Annotated in this window: 24 protein-coding genes and 1 pseudogene; 13 read left to right on the forward strand and 12 right to left on the reverse strand. The window is 61.4% G+C overall.

Annotated features, from left to right (window positions below; all coding sequences use genetic code 11):
• Window positions 1–25: 25 nt before the first annotated feature.
• Together AC07N4_RS23195 and AC07N4_RS23200 are read left to right on the forward strand one after the other, a co-directional pair.
• A complete protein-coding gene (locus tag AC07N4_RS23195; RefSeq protein WP_493065986.1) occupies window positions 26–520 on the forward strand; it encodes a GyrI-like domain-containing protein in 495 nt (164 codons plus the stop codon).
• A gap of 316 nt (window positions 521–836) precedes the next feature.
• A complete protein-coding gene (locus AC07N4_RS23200) occupies window positions 837–1325 on the forward strand; it encodes a GNAT family N-acetyltransferase (protein ID WP_096818197.1) in 489 nt (162 codons plus the stop codon).
• 166 nt (window positions 1326–1491) lie between these two features.
• On the opposite strand, the gene AC07N4_RS23205 is transcribed toward AC07N4_RS23200, so the two are convergent.
• Together AC07N4_RS23205 and AC07N4_RS23210 are read right to left on the reverse strand one after the other, a co-directional pair.
• Window positions 1492–2097: a pyridoxamine 5'-phosphate oxidase family protein gene (locus tag AC07N4_RS23205; RefSeq protein ID WP_493065985.1), complete on the reverse strand. Its 606-nt coding sequence runs from the start codon at window positions 2095–2097 to the stop codon at window positions 1492–1494.
• A gap of 17 nt (window positions 2098–2114) precedes the next feature.
• Window positions 2115–2600 carry a GNAT family N-acetyltransferase gene (locus AC07N4_RS23210; protein WP_493065984.1) on the reverse strand — a complete coding sequence of 162 codons (486 nt, stop codon included), beginning with the start codon at window positions 2598–2600 and terminating at the stop codon, window positions 2115–2117.
• A 142-nt stretch (window positions 2601–2742) separates the two neighbouring features.
• On the opposite strand from AC07N4_RS23210, the gene AC07N4_RS23215 reads away from it, so the two are divergent.
• The 3 genes from AC07N4_RS23215 to AC07N4_RS23225 are packed head-to-tail and all read left to right on the forward strand — an operon-like array spanning window position 2743 to window position 4790.
• Window positions 2743–3168, forward strand: a complete 426-nt coding sequence (locus tag AC07N4_RS23215) for a YybH family protein (RefSeq protein ID WP_102621312.1) — start codon at window positions 2743–2745, stop codon at window positions 3166–3168.
• 40 nt (window positions 3169–3208) lie between these two features.
• Window positions 3209–3553 carry a YciI family protein gene (locus AC07N4_RS23220; protein WP_007951101.1) on the forward strand — a complete coding sequence of 115 codons (345 nt, stop codon included), beginning with the start codon at window positions 3209–3211 and terminating at the stop codon, window positions 3551–3553.
• Window positions 3546–4790: an RNA polymerase sigma factor gene (locus tag AC07N4_RS23225; RefSeq protein ID WP_493065983.1), complete on the forward strand. Its 1245-nt coding sequence runs from the start codon at window positions 3546–3548 to the stop codon at window positions 4788–4790. Before AC07N4_RS23220 ends, AC07N4_RS23225 begins: the two co-directional genes overlap by 8 nt.
• Before the next feature lie 265 nt (window positions 4791–5055).
• Here AC07N4_RS23225 and AC07N4_RS23230 read toward each other — a convergent pair whose 3' ends face one another.
• Window positions 5056–5781, reverse strand: a complete 726-nt coding sequence (locus tag AC07N4_RS23230) for an SDR family oxidoreductase (protein WP_011335572.1) — start codon at window positions 5779–5781, stop codon at window positions 5056–5058.
• A gap of 111 nt (window positions 5782–5892) precedes the next feature.
• Between AC07N4_RS23230 and AC07N4_RS23235 the strand changes: the two genes are divergently transcribed.
• The gene (locus AC07N4_RS23235) at window positions 5893–6726 is read left to right on the forward strand and encodes a LysR family transcriptional regulator (RefSeq protein WP_493065982.1); all 834 of its coding nucleotides are present in this window, start codon (window positions 5893–5895) and stop codon (window positions 6724–6726) included.
• A 4-nt stretch (window positions 6727–6730) separates the two neighbouring features.
• Here AC07N4_RS23235 and AC07N4_RS23240 read toward each other — a convergent pair whose 3' ends face one another.
• On the reverse strand, window positions 6731–7585 hold the full coding sequence (locus tag AC07N4_RS23240; RefSeq protein WP_273535660.1) for a LysR family transcriptional regulator: 855 nt from the start codon (window positions 7583–7585) through the stop codon (window positions 6731–6733).
• Between the two features lie 88 nt (window positions 7586–7673).
• Here AC07N4_RS23240 and AC07N4_RS23245 point away from each other — a divergent pair, with 88 nt between their 5' ends.
• Window positions 7674–8111, forward strand: coding sequence for a multidrug/biocide efflux PACE transporter (locus tag AC07N4_RS23245; protein ID WP_273535658.1), 438 nt, complete (start codon window positions 7674–7676; stop codon window positions 8109–8111).
• Between the two features lie 59 nt (window positions 8112–8170).
• Here AC07N4_RS23245 and AC07N4_RS23250 read toward each other — a convergent pair whose 3' ends face one another.
• Window positions 8171–8926 (reverse strand): SDR family NAD(P)-dependent oxidoreductase, encoded by a 756-nt coding sequence (locus AC07N4_RS23250; RefSeq protein WP_096818176.1) that lies wholly within the window; start codon window positions 8924–8926, stop codon window positions 8171–8173.
• A gap of 120 nt (window positions 8927–9046) precedes the next feature.
• Between AC07N4_RS23250 and AC07N4_RS23255 the strand changes: the two genes are divergently transcribed.
• Window positions 9047–9943, forward strand: a complete 897-nt coding sequence (locus tag AC07N4_RS23255; protein ID WP_493065981.1) for a LysR family transcriptional regulator — start codon at window positions 9047–9049, stop codon at window positions 9941–9943.
• Between the two features lie 53 nt (window positions 9944–9996).
• On the opposite strand, the gene AC07N4_RS23260 is transcribed toward AC07N4_RS23255, so the two are convergent.
• Window positions 9997–11610 (reverse strand): inorganic phosphate transporter, encoded by a 1614-nt coding sequence (locus tag AC07N4_RS23260; protein ID WP_102621319.1) that lies wholly within the window; start codon window positions 11608–11610, stop codon window positions 9997–9999.
• Window positions 11611–11857: 247 nt separating this feature from the next.
• Window positions 11858–12880 carry a transporter gene (locus tag AC07N4_RS23265; RefSeq protein ID WP_025112871.1) on the reverse strand — a complete coding sequence of 341 codons (1023 nt, stop codon included), beginning with the start codon at window positions 12878–12880 and terminating at the stop codon, window positions 11858–11860.
• Between the two features lie 855 nt (window positions 12881–13735).
• On the opposite strand from AC07N4_RS23265, the pseudogene AC07N4_RS23270 reads away from it, so the two are divergent.
• The 3 genes and pseudogenes from AC07N4_RS23270 to AC07N4_RS23280 all read left to right on the forward strand — a co-directional run.
• Window positions 13736–13846, forward strand: a pseudogene (locus tag AC07N4_RS23270) (hypothetical protein); the annotation flags it as partial.
• A 228-nt stretch (window positions 13847–14074) separates the two neighbouring features.
• Window positions 14075–14779 carry a methyl-accepting chemotaxis protein gene (locus tag AC07N4_RS23275; protein WP_371858321.1) on the forward strand — a complete coding sequence of 235 codons (705 nt, stop codon included), beginning with the start codon at window positions 14075–14077 and terminating at the stop codon, window positions 14777–14779.
• Window positions 14780–14891: 112 nt separating this feature from the next.
• Window positions 14892–15335 (forward strand): hypothetical protein, encoded by a 444-nt coding sequence (locus tag AC07N4_RS23280; RefSeq protein ID WP_493065980.1) that lies wholly within the window; start codon window positions 14892–14894, stop codon window positions 15333–15335.
• A 263-nt stretch (window positions 15336–15598) separates the two neighbouring features.
• Here the strand turns inward: AC07N4_RS23280 and AC07N4_RS23285 are convergent, their stop codons facing one another.
• The gene (locus AC07N4_RS23285; RefSeq protein ID WP_065259299.1) at window positions 15599–15904 is read right to left on the reverse strand and encodes a PepSY domain-containing protein; all 306 of its coding nucleotides are present in this window, start codon (window positions 15902–15904) and stop codon (window positions 15599–15601) included.
• A gap of 154 nt (window positions 15905–16058) precedes the next feature.
• Between AC07N4_RS23285 and AC07N4_RS23290 the strand changes: the two genes are divergently transcribed.
• A complete protein-coding gene (locus AC07N4_RS23290) occupies window positions 16059–16937 on the forward strand; it encodes a sterol desaturase family protein (RefSeq protein WP_493065979.1) in 879 nt (292 codons plus the stop codon).
• A gap of 1 nt (window position 16938) precedes the next feature.
• Here AC07N4_RS23290 and AC07N4_RS23295 read toward each other — a convergent pair whose 3' ends face one another.
• Both AC07N4_RS23295 and AC07N4_RS23300 read right to left on the reverse strand, forming a co-directional pair.
• Window positions 16939–17622 (reverse strand): helix-turn-helix transcriptional regulator, encoded by a 684-nt coding sequence (locus AC07N4_RS23295; RefSeq protein WP_493065978.1) that lies wholly within the window; start codon window positions 17620–17622, stop codon window positions 16939–16941.
• Window positions 17622–18749, reverse strand: a complete 1128-nt coding sequence (locus AC07N4_RS23300) for a glycerophosphodiester phosphodiesterase (RefSeq protein ID WP_493065977.1) — start codon at window positions 18747–18749, stop codon at window positions 17622–17624. The genes AC07N4_RS23295 and AC07N4_RS23300 overlap by 1 nt, the downstream gene beginning before the upstream one ends.
• Window positions 18750–18964: 215 nt before the next feature.
• Between AC07N4_RS23300 and AC07N4_RS23305 the strand changes: the two genes are divergently transcribed.
• The gene (locus AC07N4_RS23305) at window positions 18965–19291 is read left to right on the forward strand and encodes a DUF2025 family protein (protein ID WP_085730336.1); all 327 of its coding nucleotides are present in this window, start codon (window positions 18965–18967) and stop codon (window positions 19289–19291) included.
• Here AC07N4_RS23305 and AC07N4_RS23310 read toward each other — a convergent pair whose 3' ends face one another.
• Entirely contained in the window at window positions 19292–19612 is a 321-nt protein-coding gene (locus AC07N4_RS23310; protein ID WP_493065976.1) for an antibiotic biosynthesis monooxygenase family protein, read from the reverse strand. It lies immediately after the preceding gene.
• Window positions 19609–20316: a CTP synthase C-terminal region-related (seleno)protein gene (locus AC07N4_RS23315; RefSeq protein ID WP_493065975.1), complete on the reverse strand. Its 708-nt coding sequence runs from the start codon at window positions 20314–20316 to the stop codon at window positions 19609–19611. Before AC07N4_RS23315 ends, AC07N4_RS23310 begins: the two co-directional genes overlap by 4 nt.

Raw genomic sequence — 20316 nt, forward strand, 5'->3', positions numbered from 1 at the left:
TTTTTTCGTTCCAAGGAGTCGAGTCATGGATGAGCAAAAACGCGTCGAAGTGGCTGAACCTCGCTTCGAACATGGACACTTCCTGCTGATTGCAGGTTTTCGCGATCGTTTCACCAAAGAGACCGTCCAGGACATCCCCGCGCTTTGGGAGAAACTGATCCCGCACATCGGAAATATTCCGGGGCAGAAGGGCGAAGTGACCTACGGCGTCTGCAGCAATTTCGACGGCAACGGCGGTTTCGATTACATGGCCGGGGTCGAAATCCGCAAGCTGGATGACTTCCCGCAGGAAAAGTATCCGTGGATCGAAATCCTGCCTCGCCAGTACGCGGTGTTCGAGCACAAGGGTTCGCTGGATCTTCTGCCGCAGACCATCGAGTACATCTACAAAACCTGGCTGCCGGCATCTGAATACAAGGGCCTCAACGCCCCGGAGCTGGAACGCTACAGCGCCGATTTCAATCCGAAAACCAATGCCGGCAAGCTGGAAATCTGCGTCCCGGTGGAAAAGAAAACCTGATGAACGACCGGCAGCGCGAACCCGCTTCGCGCTGCCGATCAAGCCTTACTTGCCCTTGATCCGTCGTGCCCGCAACAGGTCGATGCCCAGGGTGATGAAGCCGAAAAAGCTGATACCCAACACCATCAACAAACCGATTTCCATGCTGCTCATAAACTGTTCCCCTTCGGGTGATCAGAGACAGTGCTCAGGAATAAACCGTCCCGAATCCGAAGAAAAGCGCTTATACGCAGGCTTTACGCCGCCCATGCGGATCGATATGAACACCTTATTCCTTTATCCTTGGCGGCCCTGTTTCCACTGATTTCGAGCCGCCATGAACACCGTCATCCGCCACGTCACCGCCGCCGACCTGGATCGCTGCTACGCCATCGAAACCCTCGCCTACGAGGGCGACGAAGCCGCGACCCGCGAGAAGATCGCCACGCGCATCGCCACCTGGCCGGACGGTTTCATCGTCGCCGAGGTGGACGGGCAGGTGGCCGGCTTCATCAACTCCGGCGCGGCGTTCGAGGTGCAGATGTCCGACGAGGCGTTCAAGGAACTGATCGGCCACGATCCGGCGGGGCCGAACGTGGTGATCATGTCGGTGGTGGTGCACCCGGACTATCAAGGCCTGGGCCTGGCCAAGCGTCTGCTGGGCGAATTCATCGAGCGCATGCGCGCTCAGGGCAAGGCGACGATTCACCTGATGTGCAAGGATCGGCACATCCCGCTGTACGCCGGATTCGGTTTTGCCTACATCAAACCGTCCGAGTCCGACCACGGCGGGATGGCGTGGCACGAGATGATTCTGACCCTCTGACCCATGATCATTCCCACGCTCTGCGTGGGAATGCATACCGGGACGCTCCGCGTTCCTGCCGCACCGCTGATGTAACGCCTGGCACCGTCATGACGCAGAGCGTCAAAGGCTGCATTCCCACGCAGACGGTTCGACGCCTCGACGTGGGAACGATCGATGGGCGGCGTCAGTAAAGGGTTTCACGCACCCGCGCCGGGGCCTCACGGTCGTAGGCCTCGGCATCGAACTGACCTTCATTCAGACGCTTGTGAAACGCGCCCGCCGTTGGCAGCGCCGAGCGCGGCAAGTGGGTTTGCGGATTCCACGCATCCGAACGCACGAATGCTTTCGAGCAATGAAAGAACGCCGCCTCCACCGTCACCAGCAACACCGTGCGCGCCGGCTTGCCGTTGACCGCGAAGCTTTCCAGTAACTCCGGATCAGCGCTGATGGTCGCGGTGCCGTTGACCCGCAACGTTTCGCCAATCCCCGGGATGATGAACAGCAGCGATACCCGTGGATCGTGCAGCACGTTGCGCAAGGTATCGATGCGGTTGTTGCCCGGGCGATCCGGCAGGGCCAGGGTGCGCTCGTCGATAATCCGCACAAACCCCGGCGCATCACCGCGCGGAGAACCGTCGATGCCGTCGGCACCGACCGAACTGACAATTACCAGCGGCGAAACCCGGACCATCGCCTGATAGTCCTCGTTGAGAAAACCGATCTGCTTGCGCACCGCCCGTTCGTGGGGCAATCCGTAAATAGCTTCCAGTGCTTCGATTGAATCGATCATCGTTGCTCCCTCGACGATTAAAAGAACAGGCCCATGCGCCGCTCGTAACCGATGCGCCCCTTGTACGCTTCGCCGCTGTCGACGAAACCGTACTTGGCATACAGCGCAATCGCAGCATCGTTGTCAGCGTCCACCGACAGTTCCAGCCCTTTGATTTCCGGCCAGGCCTGGCGCGCAACGTCCGGCAGCGCCAGCAGGCAAGCCTTGCCATAACCCTTGCCCTGGGCCCGGTGATCGACCTGCAACGCATGCAGGGTGGCGCTGTGCTCATCGGCCCATTCCGGCAACACCGGCGGGCGCTTGAGCAGCAGGAAGGCCACCGGTACGTCTTCGGCCAGCAGCGCAAAACCTTTCACGCCGGGGCCGGGTTTCGACAGCAGCGTGTGCAGGGCGCCGTGGATGTCGCCGGAGAACTTGATCTGCTCGGCGTGGATTTCAATGGCCTCGACCTGTTGGCGTTGGGTGGTGTTCAGGCTTTCGTAAGGCACGAGTCGGGCTGACACGGGAATTTCCTTTTTCCTACAAAGATGAGCCTCGGATTCTAGCGATTTTGCGTTCTCTGGAATTTTTTTGTTTCAGCTGTCGATCCGGCCAATCGCCAAGCGACCAAGTGTGTCTTCACAACAAAAACCAGGGAGAAAACCCATGAGTACGCAAGCGCAGATTCAAGCCGTGATCGACACCTACCGTCAGGCCGTCATGACCAAGGACGTGGAAAAGGTCATGACCCTGTACGCCGACGACATCCTCTCGTTCGATGCGATCAAGGCCCTGCAATTCAAGGGCAAGGAGGCCTACCGCGCCCACTGGGTGGCCTGCATGGAAATGTGCCCTGGCCCGCACATCTTCGAATTCCACGAAATCGCCATCGAGACCGGGGACAACATCGCCTTCGCCCACTGGGTCGCCAATTGCGGCGGCACCAATGAAAAAGGCGAAACCCAGAGTTGCTGGATGCGCGCCACCGCCTGCTATCGGCTGGTCGACGGGGCGTGGAAAATCGCCCACGAACACTGGTCGGCGCCGTTCGATCCGATGACTGGCTCGACCCTGTTTGATGTGAAACCCTGATCTTCAGCCATAGTTGATCCGTCCGATTCAGGAGAACGCCATGAAGTATTTATGCCTGGTCTACAGCGATGAGCGCCTGCTGCATTCGTCGCCCGACAGCCCGGAAGACGCCGAATGCTGGGCCTACGCCGAGTCGATTCAGGGCAGCGGCCGGATGGTCGCCGCCGAAGCACTGGAGTCGGTGCAGACCGCCACCACGGTGCGCATGCGCAACGGCAAGTTGTCGATCACCGACGGCCCGTTCGCCGAGACCAAGGAGCAGTTGGCCGGTTTCTACCTGATCGACGCGCGGGACCTCAACGAAGCGATCCAGGTCGCCGGCAACATTCCGGCGGCCCGGGTCGGCAGTGTCGAAGTGCGTCCCGTGCGGCAGTTGAATGTCTGAGGTCGCTGCTCGGGTCGCGCAGGTCTATCGCGAAGACTCGCGGCGGATCCTCGCGACCCTGATCCGTCTGCTCGGCGATTTCGACCTCGCCGAAGAAGCCTTGCACGAGGCGTTCTTCGTCGCGGTCGAGCGTTGGCAACGCGACGGCGTGCCGGACAATCCGCGGGCGTGGCTGGTGTCCACCGGGCGCTTCAAGGCGATTGATGTGTTGCGTCGGCGCGCACGGTTCAAGGCGTCGCAGCCCTTGTTGCTGGCGCAACTGGAGGAGCTGGAACAGTCCGAATGGGACGTTGAAGACGTGGAAGACGATCGCCTGCGCCTGATCTTCACCTGCTGCCACCCGGCACTGGCGGCGGACGCGCAAGTGCCGCTGACCCTGCGCGAAGTCTGCGATCTCACCACCGAGGAAATCGCCCGCGCATTTCTCTCGGCCCCGGCGGCGATTGCCCAGCGCATCGTGCGCGCCAAGGCGAAGATTCGCGATGCGAAAATCCCTTATCAAGTCCCGAGCCTGAGCGAGTTGCCCGAGCGCCTCGACAGTGTGCTGCGGGTGATTTACCTGGTGTTCAACGAGGGTTATTCGGCGTCCGGCGGCGCCCAGGTGACCCGCGAGGATTTGACCCGTGAGGCGATTCGTCTGGGGCGTCTGCTGCTGGAGTTATTGCCGGATGCGGAAGTCATGGGCTTGCTGGCACTGATGCTGTTGCATGAGTCGCGGCGTTCGGCGCGGTCGACGCCAAGCGGTGAGCTGATTCTGCTGGATGATCAGGATCGCGGATTGTGGAACACCGAACTGATTGCCGAAGGCTGCGATCTGGTAGAGCGGGCGCTGACCACCGGACGCTTCGGGCCGTATTGCCTGCAAGCGGCGATTGCGGCGGTGCATGCCGAAGCGCCGACGGCAGGGGAGACGGATTGGGAACAGATTGTCGGGCTGTATGAGGTGTTGCTGCGGGCGGTGCCGTCGCCGGTGATCGAGTTGAACCGGGCGGTGGCGGTGGCCAAGCGTGATGGGGCGCTGGCCGGGTTGACCTTGATTGAAGGAATTCTGGACCGTGGGGAGCTGCAGGACTACCACCTGGCGCATTCGGCGCGGGCGGAGTTTTGTCGGCAGTTGGGGCGGGTTGAGGAGGCTCGGGCGGCTTATCGGCGGGCCTTGGAATTGACTCGGCAGGAGCCGGAGCGGCGGTTTATTGAAGGGCGGCTTTCGGCTTTGGATCGCTTGCCCTCACCCTAGCCCTCTCCCGGAGGGAGAGGGGACCGATCCGGGGATATTGGAGAGATACGCCGACCTGAACGATTCGTCGTGAATCCATAATCGACCAGATCTTTCAGGTCGGCGTATCACGCAAGACACCTCGGTGCTGACGTGAGCGATTTGCTCTAAATCCATAATCGACTCGATTTTTCAGGTCGATGTAAGACGCAAGACACCTCGGTCGGCTCCCTCTCCCTCCGGGAGAGGGCTGGGGTGAGGGAACTTTTGATTTTGCCTTTCGCCTTTAGGCCTGCTGGCGCGTAGCCGCCATCACAATCTCCCGAATACAAACCCCCTGCGGCTGCCCATACGCATAAGCAATTGCCGTCGCCACATCCTCGGCACTCAACACCGTCCCACCCATGTCCTGCTTCCAGGCCTGATACCCGGTCTTGATCGCCTCATCCGTGGTGTGGCTCAACAACTCGGTCTCCACCGCACCCGGCGCAATCGTGGTCACGCGCACGTTATGCGGCGACAGCTCTTCGCGCAGGTTTTCCGACAACCCGTGCACCGCGAACTTGGTGCCGACATACGCCACATGGTTCGGGAACGTCTTGCGCCCGGCCACCGAGCTGACGTTGATGATGGTGCCGTGCTTGCGCTCGATCATCCCGGCGACCACCGCGTGCACGCCGTTGAGCAGACCCTTCACGTTGACGTCGAGCATCTGGTCCCACTGCGCCGGGTCCTGTTTGCTCATCTCGCCCAACAGCATCACCCCGGCGTTGTTGATCAGCGCATCGGCCGGGCCGAATTGGGCTTCGGCCTCGGCAACGGCGGCCAGCAACGCGGCGCGGTCGGTGATGTCGACGCGGCGGCTGAGGGTGTTCGGCAGTGCCAGCGCTTCGAGGCGTTCGATACGGCGCGCCAGCAACAGCAGGGGGTGACCGGCAGCGCTCAAGCGCCGTGCGGTGGCTTCGCCGATGCCCGAGCTGGCGCCGGTGATGATGATCAATGGCTTGCTCATGGTTGAACTCCTGAGATAAGAAAAACAAATGACCAGATTCGAAGCGCAGTATATTTAGCCCGCTGGAGGCTGAAAAATGCCTTATTCCTCTGTCTGCTATCGGAATTTCCTATGGATATCCGCCATCTCAAAGCCTTCCTCGCGGTGTTCGAGGAACGCAACATCACCGCTGCCGCACAACGGCTGTTCATCAGTCAGCCCACGTTGTCGGTGACCATCAAACAGCTGGAAGAAGAACTCGGCGCGACGCTGTTCGTGCGTCAGCCCCGTGGCGTAGAAGTCAGTGCCGAAGCGCGGCTGCTGTACCCGCAGGCGCGACGGATGGTGGCCGAATCCGAGGCCTTGAGCCGGATGTTTCGCGGCCGCGAAAACCGCGCGCCGCTGACCCTCGGCATCGAGGGTGACATCGCCGCCAGTCACATCGAAGCCTTTGTGCGCATGGCCTATCAGGCGTTGCCCAATCTGCTGCTGACGCTTGAGGAAGGCTGCCACGGCGATGGCCGGTTGGCGGTCGAGGAAATGTGCTGCGAGGACGAACTGTTTCTGCCGCTGTGGGAAGAGTCTTACGTGATGGCGCTGCCACTCGACCATCCGATGGCCAACGCGCAGGCAGGCTGGGCGCCGATCGAGGACTGGATCACCTGCCCGCAACATCCGTCCCATCAGCGGTTGATGGCGCTTTACGGACGCTCGCCGGAAGCGGTGGCGGGGCATGCCGGTTCACTGCAACAGGCGTTGCACATGGTGGCGGCGGGTGTCGGCGTGGCGATGTTGCCGCAGTCGTTGGTGAGCGGGCATGAACGCATCGTCGTACGTGCGCTGCACCTGCCGGCGCCGACCCGGCGGGTGGGGTTGTGCTACGCGGCGCAGGCGCTGGAATTGCCGGCAATGCGCGGGTTGCATGAGTACTTTCAACACAATCGGCCGCCGGCGATTGCCGCTTGAATCGTCACTCGAGCATCTTGCTCAGCAACCAGCTCCCCGCCGGCCCCGGCGGGTACAGCCGCGACCACAGCGCATCGACGAACACCGGCTTCGGCCAGCCGCGCACCTTCAGCTCAACCAGCAGATCGTTACCGAAACGCTCCACCAGCCAGCGCGGCAGCGGTGCCCAGCCGAAGCCCTTTTCGGCCATCTCCAGCAGCATCAGATAACTCGGCGCCGACCACACCCGGCCTTTGCCGCGACTGTCATAGGGATTGACGATGGTGGCCAGGCGCAGCTCGCGATGCTGTTCAAGGACTGTTTGATCGATGGATTCCTGCGTCGCCAACGGATGATTACGGCCGACGAACAGGGCGATTTCAGTGCGTTCGGCGACGGTCGAGGTCGCCAGGTCCGGCGGGTAGTTGTCCTGCATCTCGGCGAATGCCAGGTGCGCCCGACCGCGTTGCACCAGTTCGATCAGGTCATCGCACTCGGCGATCAGGCATTCCAGCTCCAGATCCGGATAGCGCTGCTCGAAGCCCACCAGTGCCGCCTCGAAACGGTCGGACTGATAAGTGTCGGAAATCGCCACCGTGAGTTTCGGCTCGACGCCCTGGGCCAATTGCCGGGCGGTCATTTCCAGGCGGCTGGTGGCCGACAGAATCGCCTCGGCCCGTTGCAGCATCACGTGACCGGCCGGAGTCAGGGCCGGTTTGCGGCTGCTGCGGTCGAACAGGATCAAGTCCAGATCGATCTCAAGACTGGCCACCGCCGCACTCACCGTCGACTGACTGCGCCCGAGTTTGCGCGCCGCTGCCGAAAAAGAGCCTTGAGTGGCGGCCTGGACAAACGCGAGCAACACTTCCTGAGAGGCCATGAACTATCGCCTTGATCGATGGTTATTGGTTATGAAGTATCGGTGTGGTGCTGGAACATGGCAACCATCTTCACAGAGGAACTCGGCCATGACTGCCAACAAATCCATCACTGAACGTATCTTCCAGGCCATCGGTTTCGAACTGCTGGCAATTCTGATCTGTACGCCGTTGCTGGCGTGGATCATGGGCAAACCGCTGGTCGAAATGGGTGCCGTCACCATGGCCATCGCGTTGCTGGCCCTGGGCTGGAACGTGGTGTTCAACGGCTTCTTCGACCGTCTGCTCAAACGCTGGAACATCGCCCACAACGCCTGGGTGCGGGTGGTGCACGCGCTGCTGTTCGAGGGCGGGTTGATCGTGATGGGCGTGCCGCTGATTGCCTGGTGGCTGTCGGTCAGCCTGTGGCAGGCGTTCCTGCTCGACATTGGCGTGCTGCTGTTCTTCCTGCCGTACACCTACGTCTATCACTGGGGTTATGACGTGGTGCGCGAGCGGCTGGTGATGCGCAGCGTCTGCCAGAACTGAAAACAAAAATCGCAGCCTGCGAGGGCTGCGATTTTTTTTGTCCGGGATTTTTGCCGGGTTTAGAGAAACATCCCGCCCGACGCTTCAATCCGCTGACCGTTGATCCACTGCGCGCCCGGCGACAGCAGCAGCGCCAGTGCACCGCCAATGTCATCCGGCTGCCCGGCACGGCCCAGGGCGGTGTTGCTGGCGACCATGGCGTTCAGCGCCGAATTGTCGCGCACCGCACCACCGCCGAAGTCGGTTTCGATGGCGCCCGGTGCGAGGATATTCACGGCGATCTGCCGCGCACCCAGCTCCTTGGCCTGATAACGGGTCAGCACTTCCATCGCACCTTTCATCGCCGCGTAGGCGGCATAACCCGGCAGGGTGAAACGGGCCAGACCGCTGGAGATGTTGATGATCCGCCCGCCATCGTTGATCAGCGGCAGCAGTTGCTGAGTCAGGAAGAACGGCCCTTTCAACTGCACGTTCATCAGCAGGTCGAACTGCTCCGGCGTGGTTTCGGCGAAGGACGCATGCACACCAATCCCGGCGTTGTTGATCAGGAAGTCGAAGCGCGACTGTCCGAGCTGTTGCAGCGCTTGCCCGACCCGCACGGCGAAATCGGCGAAGCCTTCGCTGCGGCCGACATCCAGTTGCAGCATCACGGCGTTGGCGCCGAGTGTTTTCAATTCCTCGACCAACGATTGCGCTTCATCGGCGCGGCTGTTGTAGGTGCCGATGATGTCCACGCCTTGCGCGGCGAGGTGCAGGGCGGCGTTCTTGCCGAGGCCACGGCTGGCACCGGTGATCAATGCGATTTTGCGATTCATGGGTCTTCCTCGAGAGCAGTGACGGTTGATGCAGCAAAGTTTATTTATCCGCTGCAGGGTGATAAACAGACTGAAACCGGAATCACTGGTCGGTATGTCCGAACAATCAAAAGGTGGCCCATGAACAAACTGGAACTGCTGCGCACCTTCGTCCGGGTCAGCGAATTGTCGAGTTTTACGATGGCGGGGGAGAGTCTGGGGCTGCCGCGCTCGACGGTGTCCGAGCAGGTGCAGGCGCTGGAAACCCTGCTCGGCACGCGTCTGCTGCAACGCACCACGCGCAAGGTCCAGGCGACTCAGGACGGCCTTGCGTTGTATGAGCGCAGCAAGGATCTGCTGTCGCACATGGACGAAATCGAGAACCTGTTCCGTCAGGACGAAGCGTCGCTGACCGGGCGGATCCGGGTCGATATGCCGAACATTCTGTCGCGGCGGCTGATCATGCCGAAGTTGCCCGAATTCATTGCGCGCCATCCGAACCTGGAACTGGAAATCAGCAGCACCGATCGCCGGGTCGACCTGCTCGCCGAAGGCTTCGATTGCGTGGTGCGCATCGGCGCGCAACCCGATCAGTCGGTGGTGGCGCGACATCTGGGGGATTTCAGCATGATCAACTGCGCCAGCCCCGCATATCTGCAGCGCTACGGTGTGCCGCAGACCCTTGAGGATCTGGCGCAGCATCGACTGGTGCATTACGTCGGTGTGCTGGGTTCGCGATCGGAAGGGTTTGTCTATGAGCAGGACGGACAGATCTACCGCTTGCCGATGGCGGGCAGTGTGACGGTCAACAGCACCGATGCCTACGAATCGGCGTGCCTGGGTGGATTTGGTCTGATTCAGGTGCCGCGTACCGGCATGAATACCTATCTGGACACCGGTGAGGTGGTGACCGTGTTGCCGCAATACACCGCGCCGGCGATGGGCATTTCACTGCTGTACGCCCGGCAGCGGCATTTGCCGTTGCGGGTGCGGGTGTTCATGGACTGGTTGGGGGAGTTGATTCGTTCGACGCTCTGATTCCTGCCGCAAATCCCTGTGGGAGCAAAGGCTCTCACGGGGATTTCGGTTGATCAGAAGATCTGGGTGAACAACCAATACAGGCTGCCCGACAGCAGAATCGCCGCCGGCAACGTCAGCACCCACGCCATCAGCAGATTGCGGATGGTCTTCATCTGCAGGCCGCCACCGTTGGCGACCATGGTCCCGGCCACGCCCGAGGACAACACGTGAGTGGTCGACACCGGCAAGCCGAACATGTCGGCGGCGCCGATGGTCAGCATCGCCACCGTTTCAGCCGACGCGCCCTGGGCGTAAGTCAGGTGCGTCTTGCCGATCTTCTCGCCGACCGTGACCACGATCCGCTTCCAGCCGACCATGGTGCCCAGCCCCAACGCAATCGCCACGGCGATCTTCACCCACAGCGGGATGAACCGGGTGGCGTTGTCGATCTGCTGTTTGAACAATTGCAGTTTGTTGGTGGTGTCGGCGTCGAAGGTGCCGACCTTGTTCTTGTCCATCAGGCGAATGGTTTCGCTGGCCAGGTACATGTCGTTCCGCACGTTGCCCATGGCCTCGGCCGGGACTTTCGACAGCGAACCGTAGCCTTTGACTTCTTCACCGATGTGCCCGGTCAGTGCGGCGAGGGCCGGAACCAGTTGCGGCGAGGCTTGCTTGCTGCGCACGTAATCCGAGAGCACCGGACGCGGATCGGCCGGGGCCGGCAGCGGTGCGCTTTTTACCAGCGCCTGTTGGGTGACTTCAGCCACGGCGGCGAACTGCAACGCCTGATCCGCCGGCATGGTGCGGTTCAGCGCATAAGCCATCGGCAGGGTGCCAACGAGGATCAGCATGATCAGGCCCATGCCTTTCTGGCCGTCGTTGGAACCGTGAGCGAACGACACGCCGGTGCAGGTCAGGATCAGCAGACCGCGAATCCACCACGGCGGCGGGGTGTTGCCTTCCGGGGCCTTGTACAGCGAGCGGTTCTTCACGAACGCGCGCAATGCCAGCAGCAACAGCGCCGCGCAACCGAAACCCACCAGCGGCGACAGCAGCAGTGCGTAACCGATCTTGGTGGCCTGGGCCCAGTCCACACCGCTGGTACCGTCGCGACCGTGCATCAGGGCATTCGCCACGCCAACGCCGATGATCGAACCGATCAGCGTGTGCGACGACGAGGCCGGCAGGCCCAGCCACCAGGTGCCTAGGTTCCACAGGATCGCGGCGATCAGCAGGGCGAAGATCATCGCGAAACCGGCGGACGAGCCGACTTGCAGAATCAGCTCGACCGGCAGCAGGGCGATGATGCCGAACGCCACCGCGCCACTCGAAAGCAACACGCCGAGGAAGTTGAAGAAACCCGACCACACCACGGCCACATTCGGTGGCAGCGAGTGGGTGTAGATCACCGTGGCCACGGCGTTGGCGGTGTCGTGGAAACCGTTGACGAACTCGAAACCCAGCGCAATCAACAGCGCCACGCCGAGCAGCAGGAACGGGGTCCAGGTGGTGACCACCGTGCCGAGTTCGTGCATGTCGTGCATCAGGCTGTAGGCCGTGAACAGCATCCCCATGGCCAGTACGGCGAAGAACACCACGTAAGTGAAGGGGCCGGTTTTCTTGTCGAGCGCCGGCCTGCCGCTGGGGGCGGAGGCCGGGCTGGCGGTCAGGGAGGGAGTAGCCATGGGAGGACAATCCTGAGCGGGGGAAGGAGTGTTGCCCATGATCGTTGCTAAATATTACAGAGAGACTGCGGCAGATCAGTGTTTGGCGGATTAGCCGCGCCGCTGGTCTTGCTTAATAGTGACTGATCGTTCCCACGCTCTGCGTGGGAACGCCGCCCGGGACGCTCCGCGTCCCTGTGACGCAGAGCGTCACCTGATGCATTCCCACGCGGAGCGTGGGAACGAGCGTGTCGGCGCTCGGCAGCGCTCAGTAATCCCCGCGCTTGCGAAACGCCCAGCGCCCGGCAATCACGGTAAACGTCACCACCAGCGCCACCAGAATCCAGAACCCTTCCGGATCAGTGGCCAGCGGCACACCGCCGACGTTCATGCCGAAGAAACCGGCAATGATGTTGATCGGCAGCGCCAGCACCGTCACCACGGTCAGGGTGAACAGCGTGCGGTTGCTCTGCTCGTTGAGGTTGGCGGCGATCTCTTCCTGCAACAGCTTGATCCGCTCACCGAGTGCCGTGAGGTCGTTGATGATCAGCGCGAACTCCTCGGTGGACTTGCGCAGCTCCTTCACGTCTTCCTTCTGCAACCACGGTGGCGGCCGATTGAGCAGGCGCAGCAGCGAACCCGGCTCCAGCGCCAGCAGTCGTTGCAGGCGCACCAGCACCCGACGGTTGGCGCCGAGTTCGGCGCGGTTGGTCGACAGTCGCGAGGACAGCAACTCGTCCTCGACCTGATCGACGCTCATGCTGGTCTTGCGCACGATCTGGGTCAGCACTTCGCCCTGGTCGCGCAGCAAGTGCACGAGCAATTCCGACGGTGAGCGAAAGCACTCGCCGGCCTTCACCGACGAACGCAGCTTGTCCACCGAGTGCAGCGGTTGCAGGCGCGCACTGACGATCAGTTTGCTGCGCACGCAGACCCACAGCGTCGACACGTCCGACGACACCATGCTGCTGAGGTTGAACACCACGTCGTTGACCACCGCCAGCAACGCCGAATCGACATGCTCGATACGGGTCGAGCGCGAGCCTTCATGCAGCGCTTCGAAAAACTCTTCGGGTAATTGCAGATGACTTTTCATCCAGCGCTCGCAAGCGGCGTGGGCCAGGTTCAGGTGCAGCCAGAGAAACTCATCGCCATCGCTGTCGTCTTGCAGGCAGCGCAGGGCAGTCGCCGAGTCGACTTCGCGACCACGCTCGCCGGGACGAAAACGAAAACCGTAGAGCAAACCGAACAGGTCTGGATCGCGATGGCTGATATCGAGGCTGTGGTTCATGAAGTCTCGCTGGGAGGAGGGCGTCTGTCGCGGGATTTGCAGATTCACCTGAGCCGCATCATTGCAATGCAGTGTGACGTTTTGGTGACAGCTAAATGACGCCAGAATCAATGCCTTACCGGCGGTCGGATTTTTCTCAAGAAGCCCTCTGGCACGCCGATCACGCATGAGTTAGGTTGCGCGCCTTCGGCCAAGAGCCAAGGTTCGCCGACACGGATGTCCGGCCACAATTCACGTCTTACCGGACGTGCCTCATCCCTGTCATGAGTACCTGCGATGTTGCAAAAATCCCTGAGAGCGCAAATTCTCGCCCTGCTGAGCGGCAGTCTGTTGGCGATGCTGTTGATCGCGCTGGCCTGCTTTCATTTCCTGTCCAACGGCGTGCAGAACTACAGCCAGTTGATTGCCGGCCCCTTGCACACGTCGCAACTGATCGACGAAGCCAACCTGCAATTCAAGGTGCAGGTGCAGGAGTGGAAAAACGTCCTGCTGCGCGGCAAGCAACCGGCAGACCTGGCCAAGTACTGGGGCCAGTTCGAAGATCGCCAGCGCGATGTGCAGAACATCCTCGGTGAACTGGCCAATCAGAAAGGCCTCGAGCCTTCGCTGAAAACCCGCATCGAACGTCTGCGTGAAGAACACCGTCTGCTCGGCGCCGCCTACCAGAAAGGTCGCGATGCCTACGTAGCTGCCGGTGCCGATCCGACCGCGGGCGACACCGCCGTCAAAGGCGTCGACCGCGCCGCCAGCGACCAGATGAGCGAACTGGTGGGCGAACTGCGCAAGCAGGGCACCGAACAGTCGGCGCTGATCAGTGCCAGTGCTGATCGCACCGTGTTGCTGGGGATTCTGGTGATGCTCGCATCCGGCCTGTTGATCGGTTTGCTGAGCCTGTGGCTGGTCAACCGCAACCTGGTCGAGCCGATCCGCAAACTCATCGACTACGTCACCCAGTTGAGCAGGGGCCGTCTGGTCGAGCGTGTGTCCAGCAGCCGTCAGGACGAGTTGGGCAACCTGGCCGCCGCCGCCAACACCCTGCGCGACTTCCTCGCTGAAACCTTCAACCACCTGCAGCGCAGCGCCAAGGATCTGGACAGCGCCAGCGGCGAGTTGAACGCCATCGCCACCGTGATGGCCGGCGGGACCAACGAGCAGTTCAACCGCACCGATCAGGTAGCCACGGCGATGAACGAAATGTCCGCCACCGCCCAGGAAGTCGCCCGTCATGCGGCCGACGCAGCGCGTGCTGCGGACGATGCCGACCAGTCCGCCCAGCAGGGCGAGAAGGTCATGCAGAGCACCATCCACAGCATCACCCAGATGCGCGGCGAAATCGCCAACACCGCCACAGTGATCCGTCGTCTGGAAGCCGACAGCGGTCGCATCGGCAAGGTGCTGGAAGTGATTCGCGGGATCGCCGAGCAGACCAACCTGCTGGCGCTCAACGCCGCCATCGAAGCGGCCCGGGCCGGTGAAGCCGGGCGTGGTTTTGCGGTGGTGGCCGATGAGGTGCGCAATCTCGCGCAGCGTACGGCGGAGTCGATCATCGAGATCAACCAGATCATCCAGAGCGTGCAGACCGGCGCGGTGGATGCGGCCCACGCCATCGACAGCGGCCAGACCCGCAGCGACGAAAGCGTCGAGCAAGTGACCCAGGCCGGCGCCATGCTCGAGCGCATCACCCATGCGGTGGAAGCGATCCGCGACATGAACCGCCAAATCGCCACGGCGGCTGAAGAGCAAACGTCGGTGGCCGAAGACATCTCGCGCAACCTGACCGAGATCACGTCGATTGCCAGCACCAACCTCGACAACGTGCAGCGCACCGAAAGCGCCAGCCAGAACCTGCACGGTCTGTCCGGCCAACTGAACGATGTCACCGCTCGCCTGAGCGTCTGACCCGCCAGTGACTGTGTACCGGCCCGGTTACCGAGTCGGTACACAGTCGATCTCAATTCGTGCAGGCCGCCGCCGATGGCCGGTTATTCATAACCGTCATTGGAGATTTCCCATGGTCAGCATCACGTCTGTTTCGATCAATCAGACCGTCACCACACCCACCAGCAAAACCTCGATTGCCGACACGGGCGATGACACCTCGACCACAGCAGCGGCCAGTACCGGTGTGAAGGCCGACACCAGCAAAGTGGCGGCGGGCGGTGGTGCTGCACCGTCGGGTGACAGCAGCTCCAGCAGCGATGAATCGGATACGGTGAAAGAACTGCGCAAGCAGATTGCCGAGTTGCAGAAGCAATTGCAGGAACAACAGCAAGCGCTGCAAGCGGCTCAGGCCAAACAGGAAAGTCAGGATGCCAAGGCGGCGGATGTTGCGGCTGCGCAGTCGCAGATCGCGACGACTTCGGCTTCGTTGCAGACGGCGACGGCGGCGTTGTTGGCGGCGTTGCAGGAGTCTGATTCGAGTACGTCTGGCTCGCTGGTCAGCACGACCGCGTGAAGCCGTTCCCCTCACCCTAGCCCTCTCCCCGAGGGAGAGGGGACTGACGGAGTTGAATGTTCGAAGTACACCGACCTGAAAATCTTGTGTTGAACTCAGGACTGGAGCATCCCCCGATCGGCTCCCTTTCCCCCTCGCCCCCCTGGGGGAGAGGGCTGGGGTGAGGGGGTAGGGGCTCCCTGGCGAAACATGGTTTCAGCCAAACGCCAGACACAAAAAAGCCGCACGATCCGAAAATCGTGCGGCTTTGTCTTGCGGGGCAATCAGTGATCTTGCTTGTTGCTCAGGACCTTGCCGGTTGCCGCATCCAGATCCACGTCCCATTCTTTGCCATCGGCAGTACGCAGCTCGACTTCGTACTCATAGCCGTTGAAATGGTTGTCCAGGTCGGTGTCGACGATGGTCGCGCCCGGGTGCAGGGCCAGGGCAATCTTGTTCAATTCTTCCAGTGGCTTGATCTTGCCGGACTTGACCAGCTCAGGGATCTGATCGACGCGAACGTCAGCCTGGGCCAGGCCAGCGGTGAGGGTCAGGGCGGCAGCGGTAAACAGGGCAGTCAAGGTTTTCATCGGTTATTCCTTTGGGTGATTCGTTCAAGTGAGTTCAGGTTAGCCACCGCAACTTAATTCACCCTTAAAAAAACGCCGTGGGTGTTTGCGTCGTTTGTTCAATCGCCGTTCGCGGGTAACTTTCATGCTCTGCCTTCGATTAATGGAGGTGGACATGAAACGCATCTTTTCGTGGTTGTATGCGCCGTTGTTCTGGCTTGGATTCATCGGCGGCGGGATTGGGTTGGCGGGGCATTCGCTACTGTGGTTGATGCCGTTGTTTGCTGTGGCATTGGCGGTGTCGTTCGTGGCGGAATGGGTGTTGCCCTATGAAGTGAGCTGGAACCGCCCGACCGGCGATCGCCGTCGCGACATGCTCCACGCGTTGATCAACGAAGCGTTGAACGCCCTCGGCCTGCTGGCATTGCCGGGGCTGGTGACGCTGATTGCGATTGACGGTGCTTGGCCGTCGAGCTGGCCACTGTGGCTGCAAGTCGGCCTGGCGATTTTCATTGCCGATGCGGGCGTGAGCCTGATGCATTACGCCAGCCATCGCGTGCCGTGGATGTGGCGGCTGCACGCGATTCATCACAGCGTCGAGCGGCTCTACGGGTTCAACGGTTTGATGAAACATCCGCTGCATCAATTGCTGGAGGCGACGGCGGGGCTGCTGCCGTTGCTGGTGCTGGGCATTCCGTCCGAGGTCGCGGTGTTGTTGGCATTCGCCATTGCGATTCAGCTGTTGCTGCAGCATTCGAACGTCGACATGCGAGTCGGCGCGCTGCGCTGGATCTTCGCCTGGGCGCCGCTGCACCGTTTTCATCATATGAAGTACGGGCGTGCCGGTGACGTCAATTTCGGGCTGTTCTTTACCCTCTGGGACTGGCTGCTGGGCACCGGTTTTTACACGGAGAATTACCGGATCGGCGCGGGCGATCTGGGCATCGGCAGTCGTCCGGATTTTCCACGGGACTATATGGCGCAGTTGTTCGATCCGTTCGAACCGGCAACGCTGGGCAAGGAACCGAAAGTGCCGGAGGGCTTGAGACGTTGAGTCAGTCCAGCAGACGCAATTCGATGTGTTGCAACGCCTGGCGGGCGGTGACGCCGAAGAGTTTTTTCAGGCTGCGGGAGAAGTGCGCGGAATCGGCAAACCCGGCGTCGTGGGCGGCGTCGGTCACCGGGCTGCCGGCGATTATTAAAGCCATCGCCAGTCGCAGTCGTCGCCACAGGACCAGTCGCCGTACTGGCAGTCCGACCTGACTGACAAACAGCCGCTGCAACTGGCTCAGGGAAACATGGGCGGAATCAGCCACGGCACTGGCGGCAACTTTGCTCGACAGCGAGGCATCGACAGTGGCGAGGGCTCGTTCGATTCGCGGATCGCTCAACTCACGACGCGGACATTGGCCAATGGCGTGATCCAGTGCCGCCAGCGACAACTCAACGTCGAACAGCGCATCGCGCAACGTCTGGGCCTCAAACCGCAACGGTTCGGCGTACACGGTGAACACAGGGTCCGGCGCCTCGACAATCGCATGACGAGTCTGGGACGTAATCAGCAGGCGGGAAGTGGTGACGGGTACGCTCTCGACCAGCACAGTCAACGGCCGGTCAGGCGCAAGAATCAGTTGGTGAGCGTAGTGGGAGTGGGGCGCAGTGCGCCCCGACATCCCGTGGATCAGGCCATAGTCGTGCCCCAGCCAGAGGCGGCCTGTCCACGGGGTGTCCGGTTGCATCAGAAACCGTTGTTCTTCAACACCTGATCCACACTGGCGGCGGCCGGGCGTTTGTAGAACTTCAGCAGTTCGCTGGCACGGTTGGTGAAGATGCCGTCGACGCCGGCAGCCATGACTTTCTCGTAGTCCACCGGCTCATCGACGGTGTAGACGTGCACCAGCATGCCCTTGTCGTGGGTGTACTTGTTCATCCAAGGCTGCACGAGGTCCGAATAGCTCTGATCGCCGCCGTGGGTCAGCTTGGCCGAAGGACCGGTGCCGATGGCGCCCTGAGCCTTGGCGTAGTCGACCCATTGCTTGAATTCAGCTTCGGATTTCGGCTCTTGTTTGCCGTAGAACGTGTTCTTGTCCTTCTCGCCGGAGTCGGCAAAAGTCACTTTGGATTTCGGCTCGATGCTGCCTTCGCCAACCCACAGCAACAGAATCTTCGGCACCTGCGGCATTTCCTTTTGCAGCAGTTCGAGGCTGTTCTTCTCGAAGGTTTGCAGGATCACTTTACCGTTGCCCGCGCCGACGCTGGTGGCGTCTTTTGGCTGCTTGGCGCCGGCCGGGATCAGCAGGCCGCGAGCCTGGAGTTTTTCCTTCAGGTCGTGCTCGATACCGGGGAACAGTTGCGGTTCCTTGGTCTCGATGTACAGGCCCGGCTTGTGCTGCGGGTTGGCCTGGGCGATGTCGATGATTTCGTCCAGGGTCAGAATCTTCAGGCCGGCGTAGGACGGACGCGCGCGATCCGAGTAGGCCTTGTTGTACCAGCTGCCGGCATCCAGGGTTTTCAGTTCGGCCATGGTGAAGGCGTTGGCCGGGCTGTCCTTGCGGTCCGGGAACTTGCTGGCGACGTCGGTGGTGCGTTGCAGGTTGTTGTCGTGCAGGGCGAACAGCACGCCGTCCTTGCTGCGCTGCAGGTCCATTTCCAGGTAGTCGGCGCCGAGGTCGCGGGCCAGTTTGTAGGAGGCTGCGGTGGATTCCGGTGCATCGAAGGAGGCGCCACGGTGGGCGATCACCGCCGGGTGCGGAATGCCCTCGGAGGCAGCGAGCGCAACCGGGTTTGGCTGGCTGGCAGCATGGGCCTGACCGAGGCCGAGCATCAGGCTCAGCAGCAGAGCGCTTTTGGTAAACGTGGCGGGCATGTCGAGGTCCTTTCGCAGGTATTTTCGAAGATGTCCCTTTTAGCAACTCAAACGAAAACGTGCTATCGCAAGACCGACATAAACGTACTGAAAGCGAAAATTTCCGCACTTTTGTGCGTTTGTTTGCAGTACGCTTGGCCACGGCGACCACCCCGGCAGAGGGTGTGCCTCAATGCCCTGCGTGTAAACCTTCGATCACTCTTGTGAGGTTTACCATGCGCATCACATCCCAACTCATCTGCCAGGCGGCCGACGACCTCAAGGGTTTTGTCGGCCTCAATCGCAAGACCGGCCAATACATCGTGCGTTTCAGCGAAGACTCGTTCGGCATGGACGTGGCCGATGACGGCATCATTCCCGCCAGCGAATTCGTCTGGGCACCGGCCACCGAACAGACCATGACCCTCAAGCGCGAGTTGATCCAGTTGCTGCTCGATCAGCACATCGATGACCGGATCAACATCACCGAGCCGTTGCGGGTTTACATGAGCAAGCGTGAAGTGCCGGAGATTGTGGCGGTGCGCAGTCTGGTGAAGGGCTGACTATCCGAATCGATAATCGCGCTCCACTTTGCACACCCGCGTATGACATGCCGAGTACCAGGTCGAACGTCCGCGCTCGCGAATTGCCTGGTGCTCGGGATGGTGTTTCCACGCCAGAATCGCCGCTTCACTGTTCCAATAGGAGGTCGTGATCCCGAGCCCATCCGCCCCTCGGGCCGACTCCACGCCGAGAAATCCCGGTTGCTCGCGCGCCAGTACAACCATGCGCTCGGCAGCTTCGGCATATCCCTGATCACCTTCGGTACGGGTCGAGGTGAAGATCACCGCGTAGTACGGCGCTTCTGGCGTTTCGGCGATCATGCCCGTTGCTCCGCGCAGGCTTCGACAAATGCCCGCACCAGCGGTGGCAATAGACCTTTGAGCGCCGCACGTTCCGGCTGGAACAACGTTGCGACGAAGAACACATGGTTTTTCAGTTCGATGGCGCGCAGATCGCCCGCCGAATCGTGGCCCACGGCGTGTAGGTCATGGGTCAGCAATTCCCGTTCGAACTGCGGATTCACACCAAAACGGCAGCGATAGCCTTCACGGGTCTCGGACGTTTCGTACGCCTTGGCGATCAACGAACCGGGCACCAGATGGATGCTGTCCACCGCTTCCACCAGCGAGCAGGTCAGCGGCGTGAGCACCGCGCGGCTGGAATCGGGCGAGGTTTCGCCGTGCTCTGCATCGGCCCAGCCCAGTACGTGGCGGGAAAACTCCAGCACCGCATGTTGAAAACCGCCGCAGGTGCCGAGGAACGGTCGTTGCTGTTCGCGGGCAAAACGGATCGCTCTTAGTGCGCCGTCTTCACTTTTGTAGGGGCTGGCCGGGACGCACCAGAAACCGTCGAAACCCTCGAGCGGTGTATCGAGGTGAATCCCGTCCGTGGGCAGCCATTCGAAATCGACTGCTCGGCGGATGTGTTCCGCCACAAGCCCGAGGGCGACGGGGATGGCTTGGTGGGCGGTGACTTTTGGGTCGTAGTCACCGATCAGGGCGATGCGCAGGGCTCTGGATTCCAT

It is taken from the genome of Pseudomonas sp. GW821-FHT09E04, assembly GCF_059416185.1.

Bases quoted from the DNA above. Each gene is read 5' to 3' on its own strand.
- AC07N4_RS23195 (WP_493065986.1), top strand. From the start codon at position 26: ATGGATGAGCAAAAACGCGTCGAAGTGGCTGAACCTCGCTTCGAACAT.
- AC07N4_RS23200 (WP_096818197.1), top strand. From the start codon at position 837: ATGAACACCGTCATCCGCCACGTCACCGCCGCCGACCTGGATCGCTGC.
- AC07N4_RS23205 (WP_493065985.1), bottom strand. From the start codon at position 2,097: ATGATCGATTCAATCGAAGCACTGGAAGCTATTTACGGATTGCCCCAC.
- AC07N4_RS23215 (WP_102621312.1), top strand. From the start codon at position 2,743: ATGAGTACGCAAGCGCAGATTCAAGCCGTGATCGACACCTACCGTCAG.
- AC07N4_RS23220 (WP_007951101.1), top strand. From the start codon at position 3,209: ATGAAGTATTTATGCCTGGTCTACAGCGATGAGCGCCTGCTGCATTCG.
- AC07N4_RS23225 (WP_493065983.1), top strand. From the start codon at position 3,546: ATGTCTGAGGTCGCTGCTCGGGTCGCGCAGGTCTATCGCGAAGACTCG.
- AC07N4_RS23230 (WP_011335572.1), bottom strand. From the start codon at position 5,781: ATGAGCAAGCCATTGATCATCATCACCGGCGCCAGCTCGGGCATCGGC.
- AC07N4_RS23235 (WP_493065982.1), top strand. From the start codon at position 5,893: ATGGATATCCGCCATCTCAAAGCCTTCCTCGCGGTGTTCGAGGAACGC.
- AC07N4_RS23240 (WP_273535660.1), bottom strand. From the start codon at position 7,585: ATGGCCTCTCAGGAAGTGTTGCTCGCGTTTGTCCAGGCCGCCACTCAA.
- AC07N4_RS23245 (WP_273535658.1), top strand. From the start codon at position 7,674: ATGACTGCCAACAAATCCATCACTGAACGTATCTTCCAGGCCATCGGT.
- AC07N4_RS23250 (WP_096818176.1), bottom strand. From the start codon at position 8,926: ATGAATCGCAAAATCGCATTGATCACCGGTGCCAGCCGTGGCCTCGGC.
- AC07N4_RS23255 (WP_493065981.1), top strand. From the start codon at position 9,047: ATGAACAAACTGGAACTGCTGCGCACCTTCGTCCGGGTCAGCGAATTG.
- AC07N4_RS23260 (WP_102621319.1), bottom strand. From the start codon at position 11,610: ATGGCTACTCCCTCCCTGACCGCCAGCCCGGCCTCCGCCCCCAGCGGC.
- AC07N4_RS23265 (WP_025112871.1), bottom strand. From the start codon at position 12,880: ATGAACCACAGCCTCGATATCAGCCATCGCGATCCAGACCTGTTCGGT.
- AC07N4_RS23275 (WP_371858321.1), top strand. From the start codon at position 14,075: ATGTCCGCCACCGCCCAGGAAGTCGCCCGTCATGCGGCCGACGCAGCG.
- AC07N4_RS23280 (WP_493065980.1), top strand. From the start codon at position 14,892: ATGGTCAGCATCACGTCTGTTTCGATCAATCAGACCGTCACCACACCC.
- AC07N4_RS23285 (WP_065259299.1), bottom strand. From the start codon at position 15,904: ATGAAAACCTTGACTGCCCTGTTTACCGCTGCCGCCCTGACCCTCACC.
- AC07N4_RS23290 (WP_493065979.1), top strand. From the start codon at position 16,059: ATGAAACGCATCTTTTCGTGGTTGTATGCGCCGTTGTTCTGGCTTGGA.
- AC07N4_RS23295 (WP_493065978.1), bottom strand. From the start codon at position 17,622: ATGCAACCGGACACCCCGTGGACAGGCCGCCTCTGGCTGGGGCACGAC.
- AC07N4_RS23300 (WP_493065977.1), bottom strand. From the start codon at position 18,749: ATGCCCGCCACGTTTACCAAAAGCGCTCTGCTGCTGAGCCTGATGCTC.
- AC07N4_RS23305 (WP_085730336.1), top strand. From the start codon at position 18,965: ATGCGCATCACATCCCAACTCATCTGCCAGGCGGCCGACGACCTCAAG.
- AC07N4_RS23310 (WP_493065976.1), bottom strand. From the start codon at position 19,612: ATGATCGCCGAAACGCCAGAAGCGCCGTACTACGCGGTGATCTTCACC.
- AC07N4_RS23315 (WP_493065975.1), bottom strand. From the start codon at position 20,316: ATGGAATCCAGAGCCCTGCGCATCGCCCTGATCGGTGACTACGACCCA.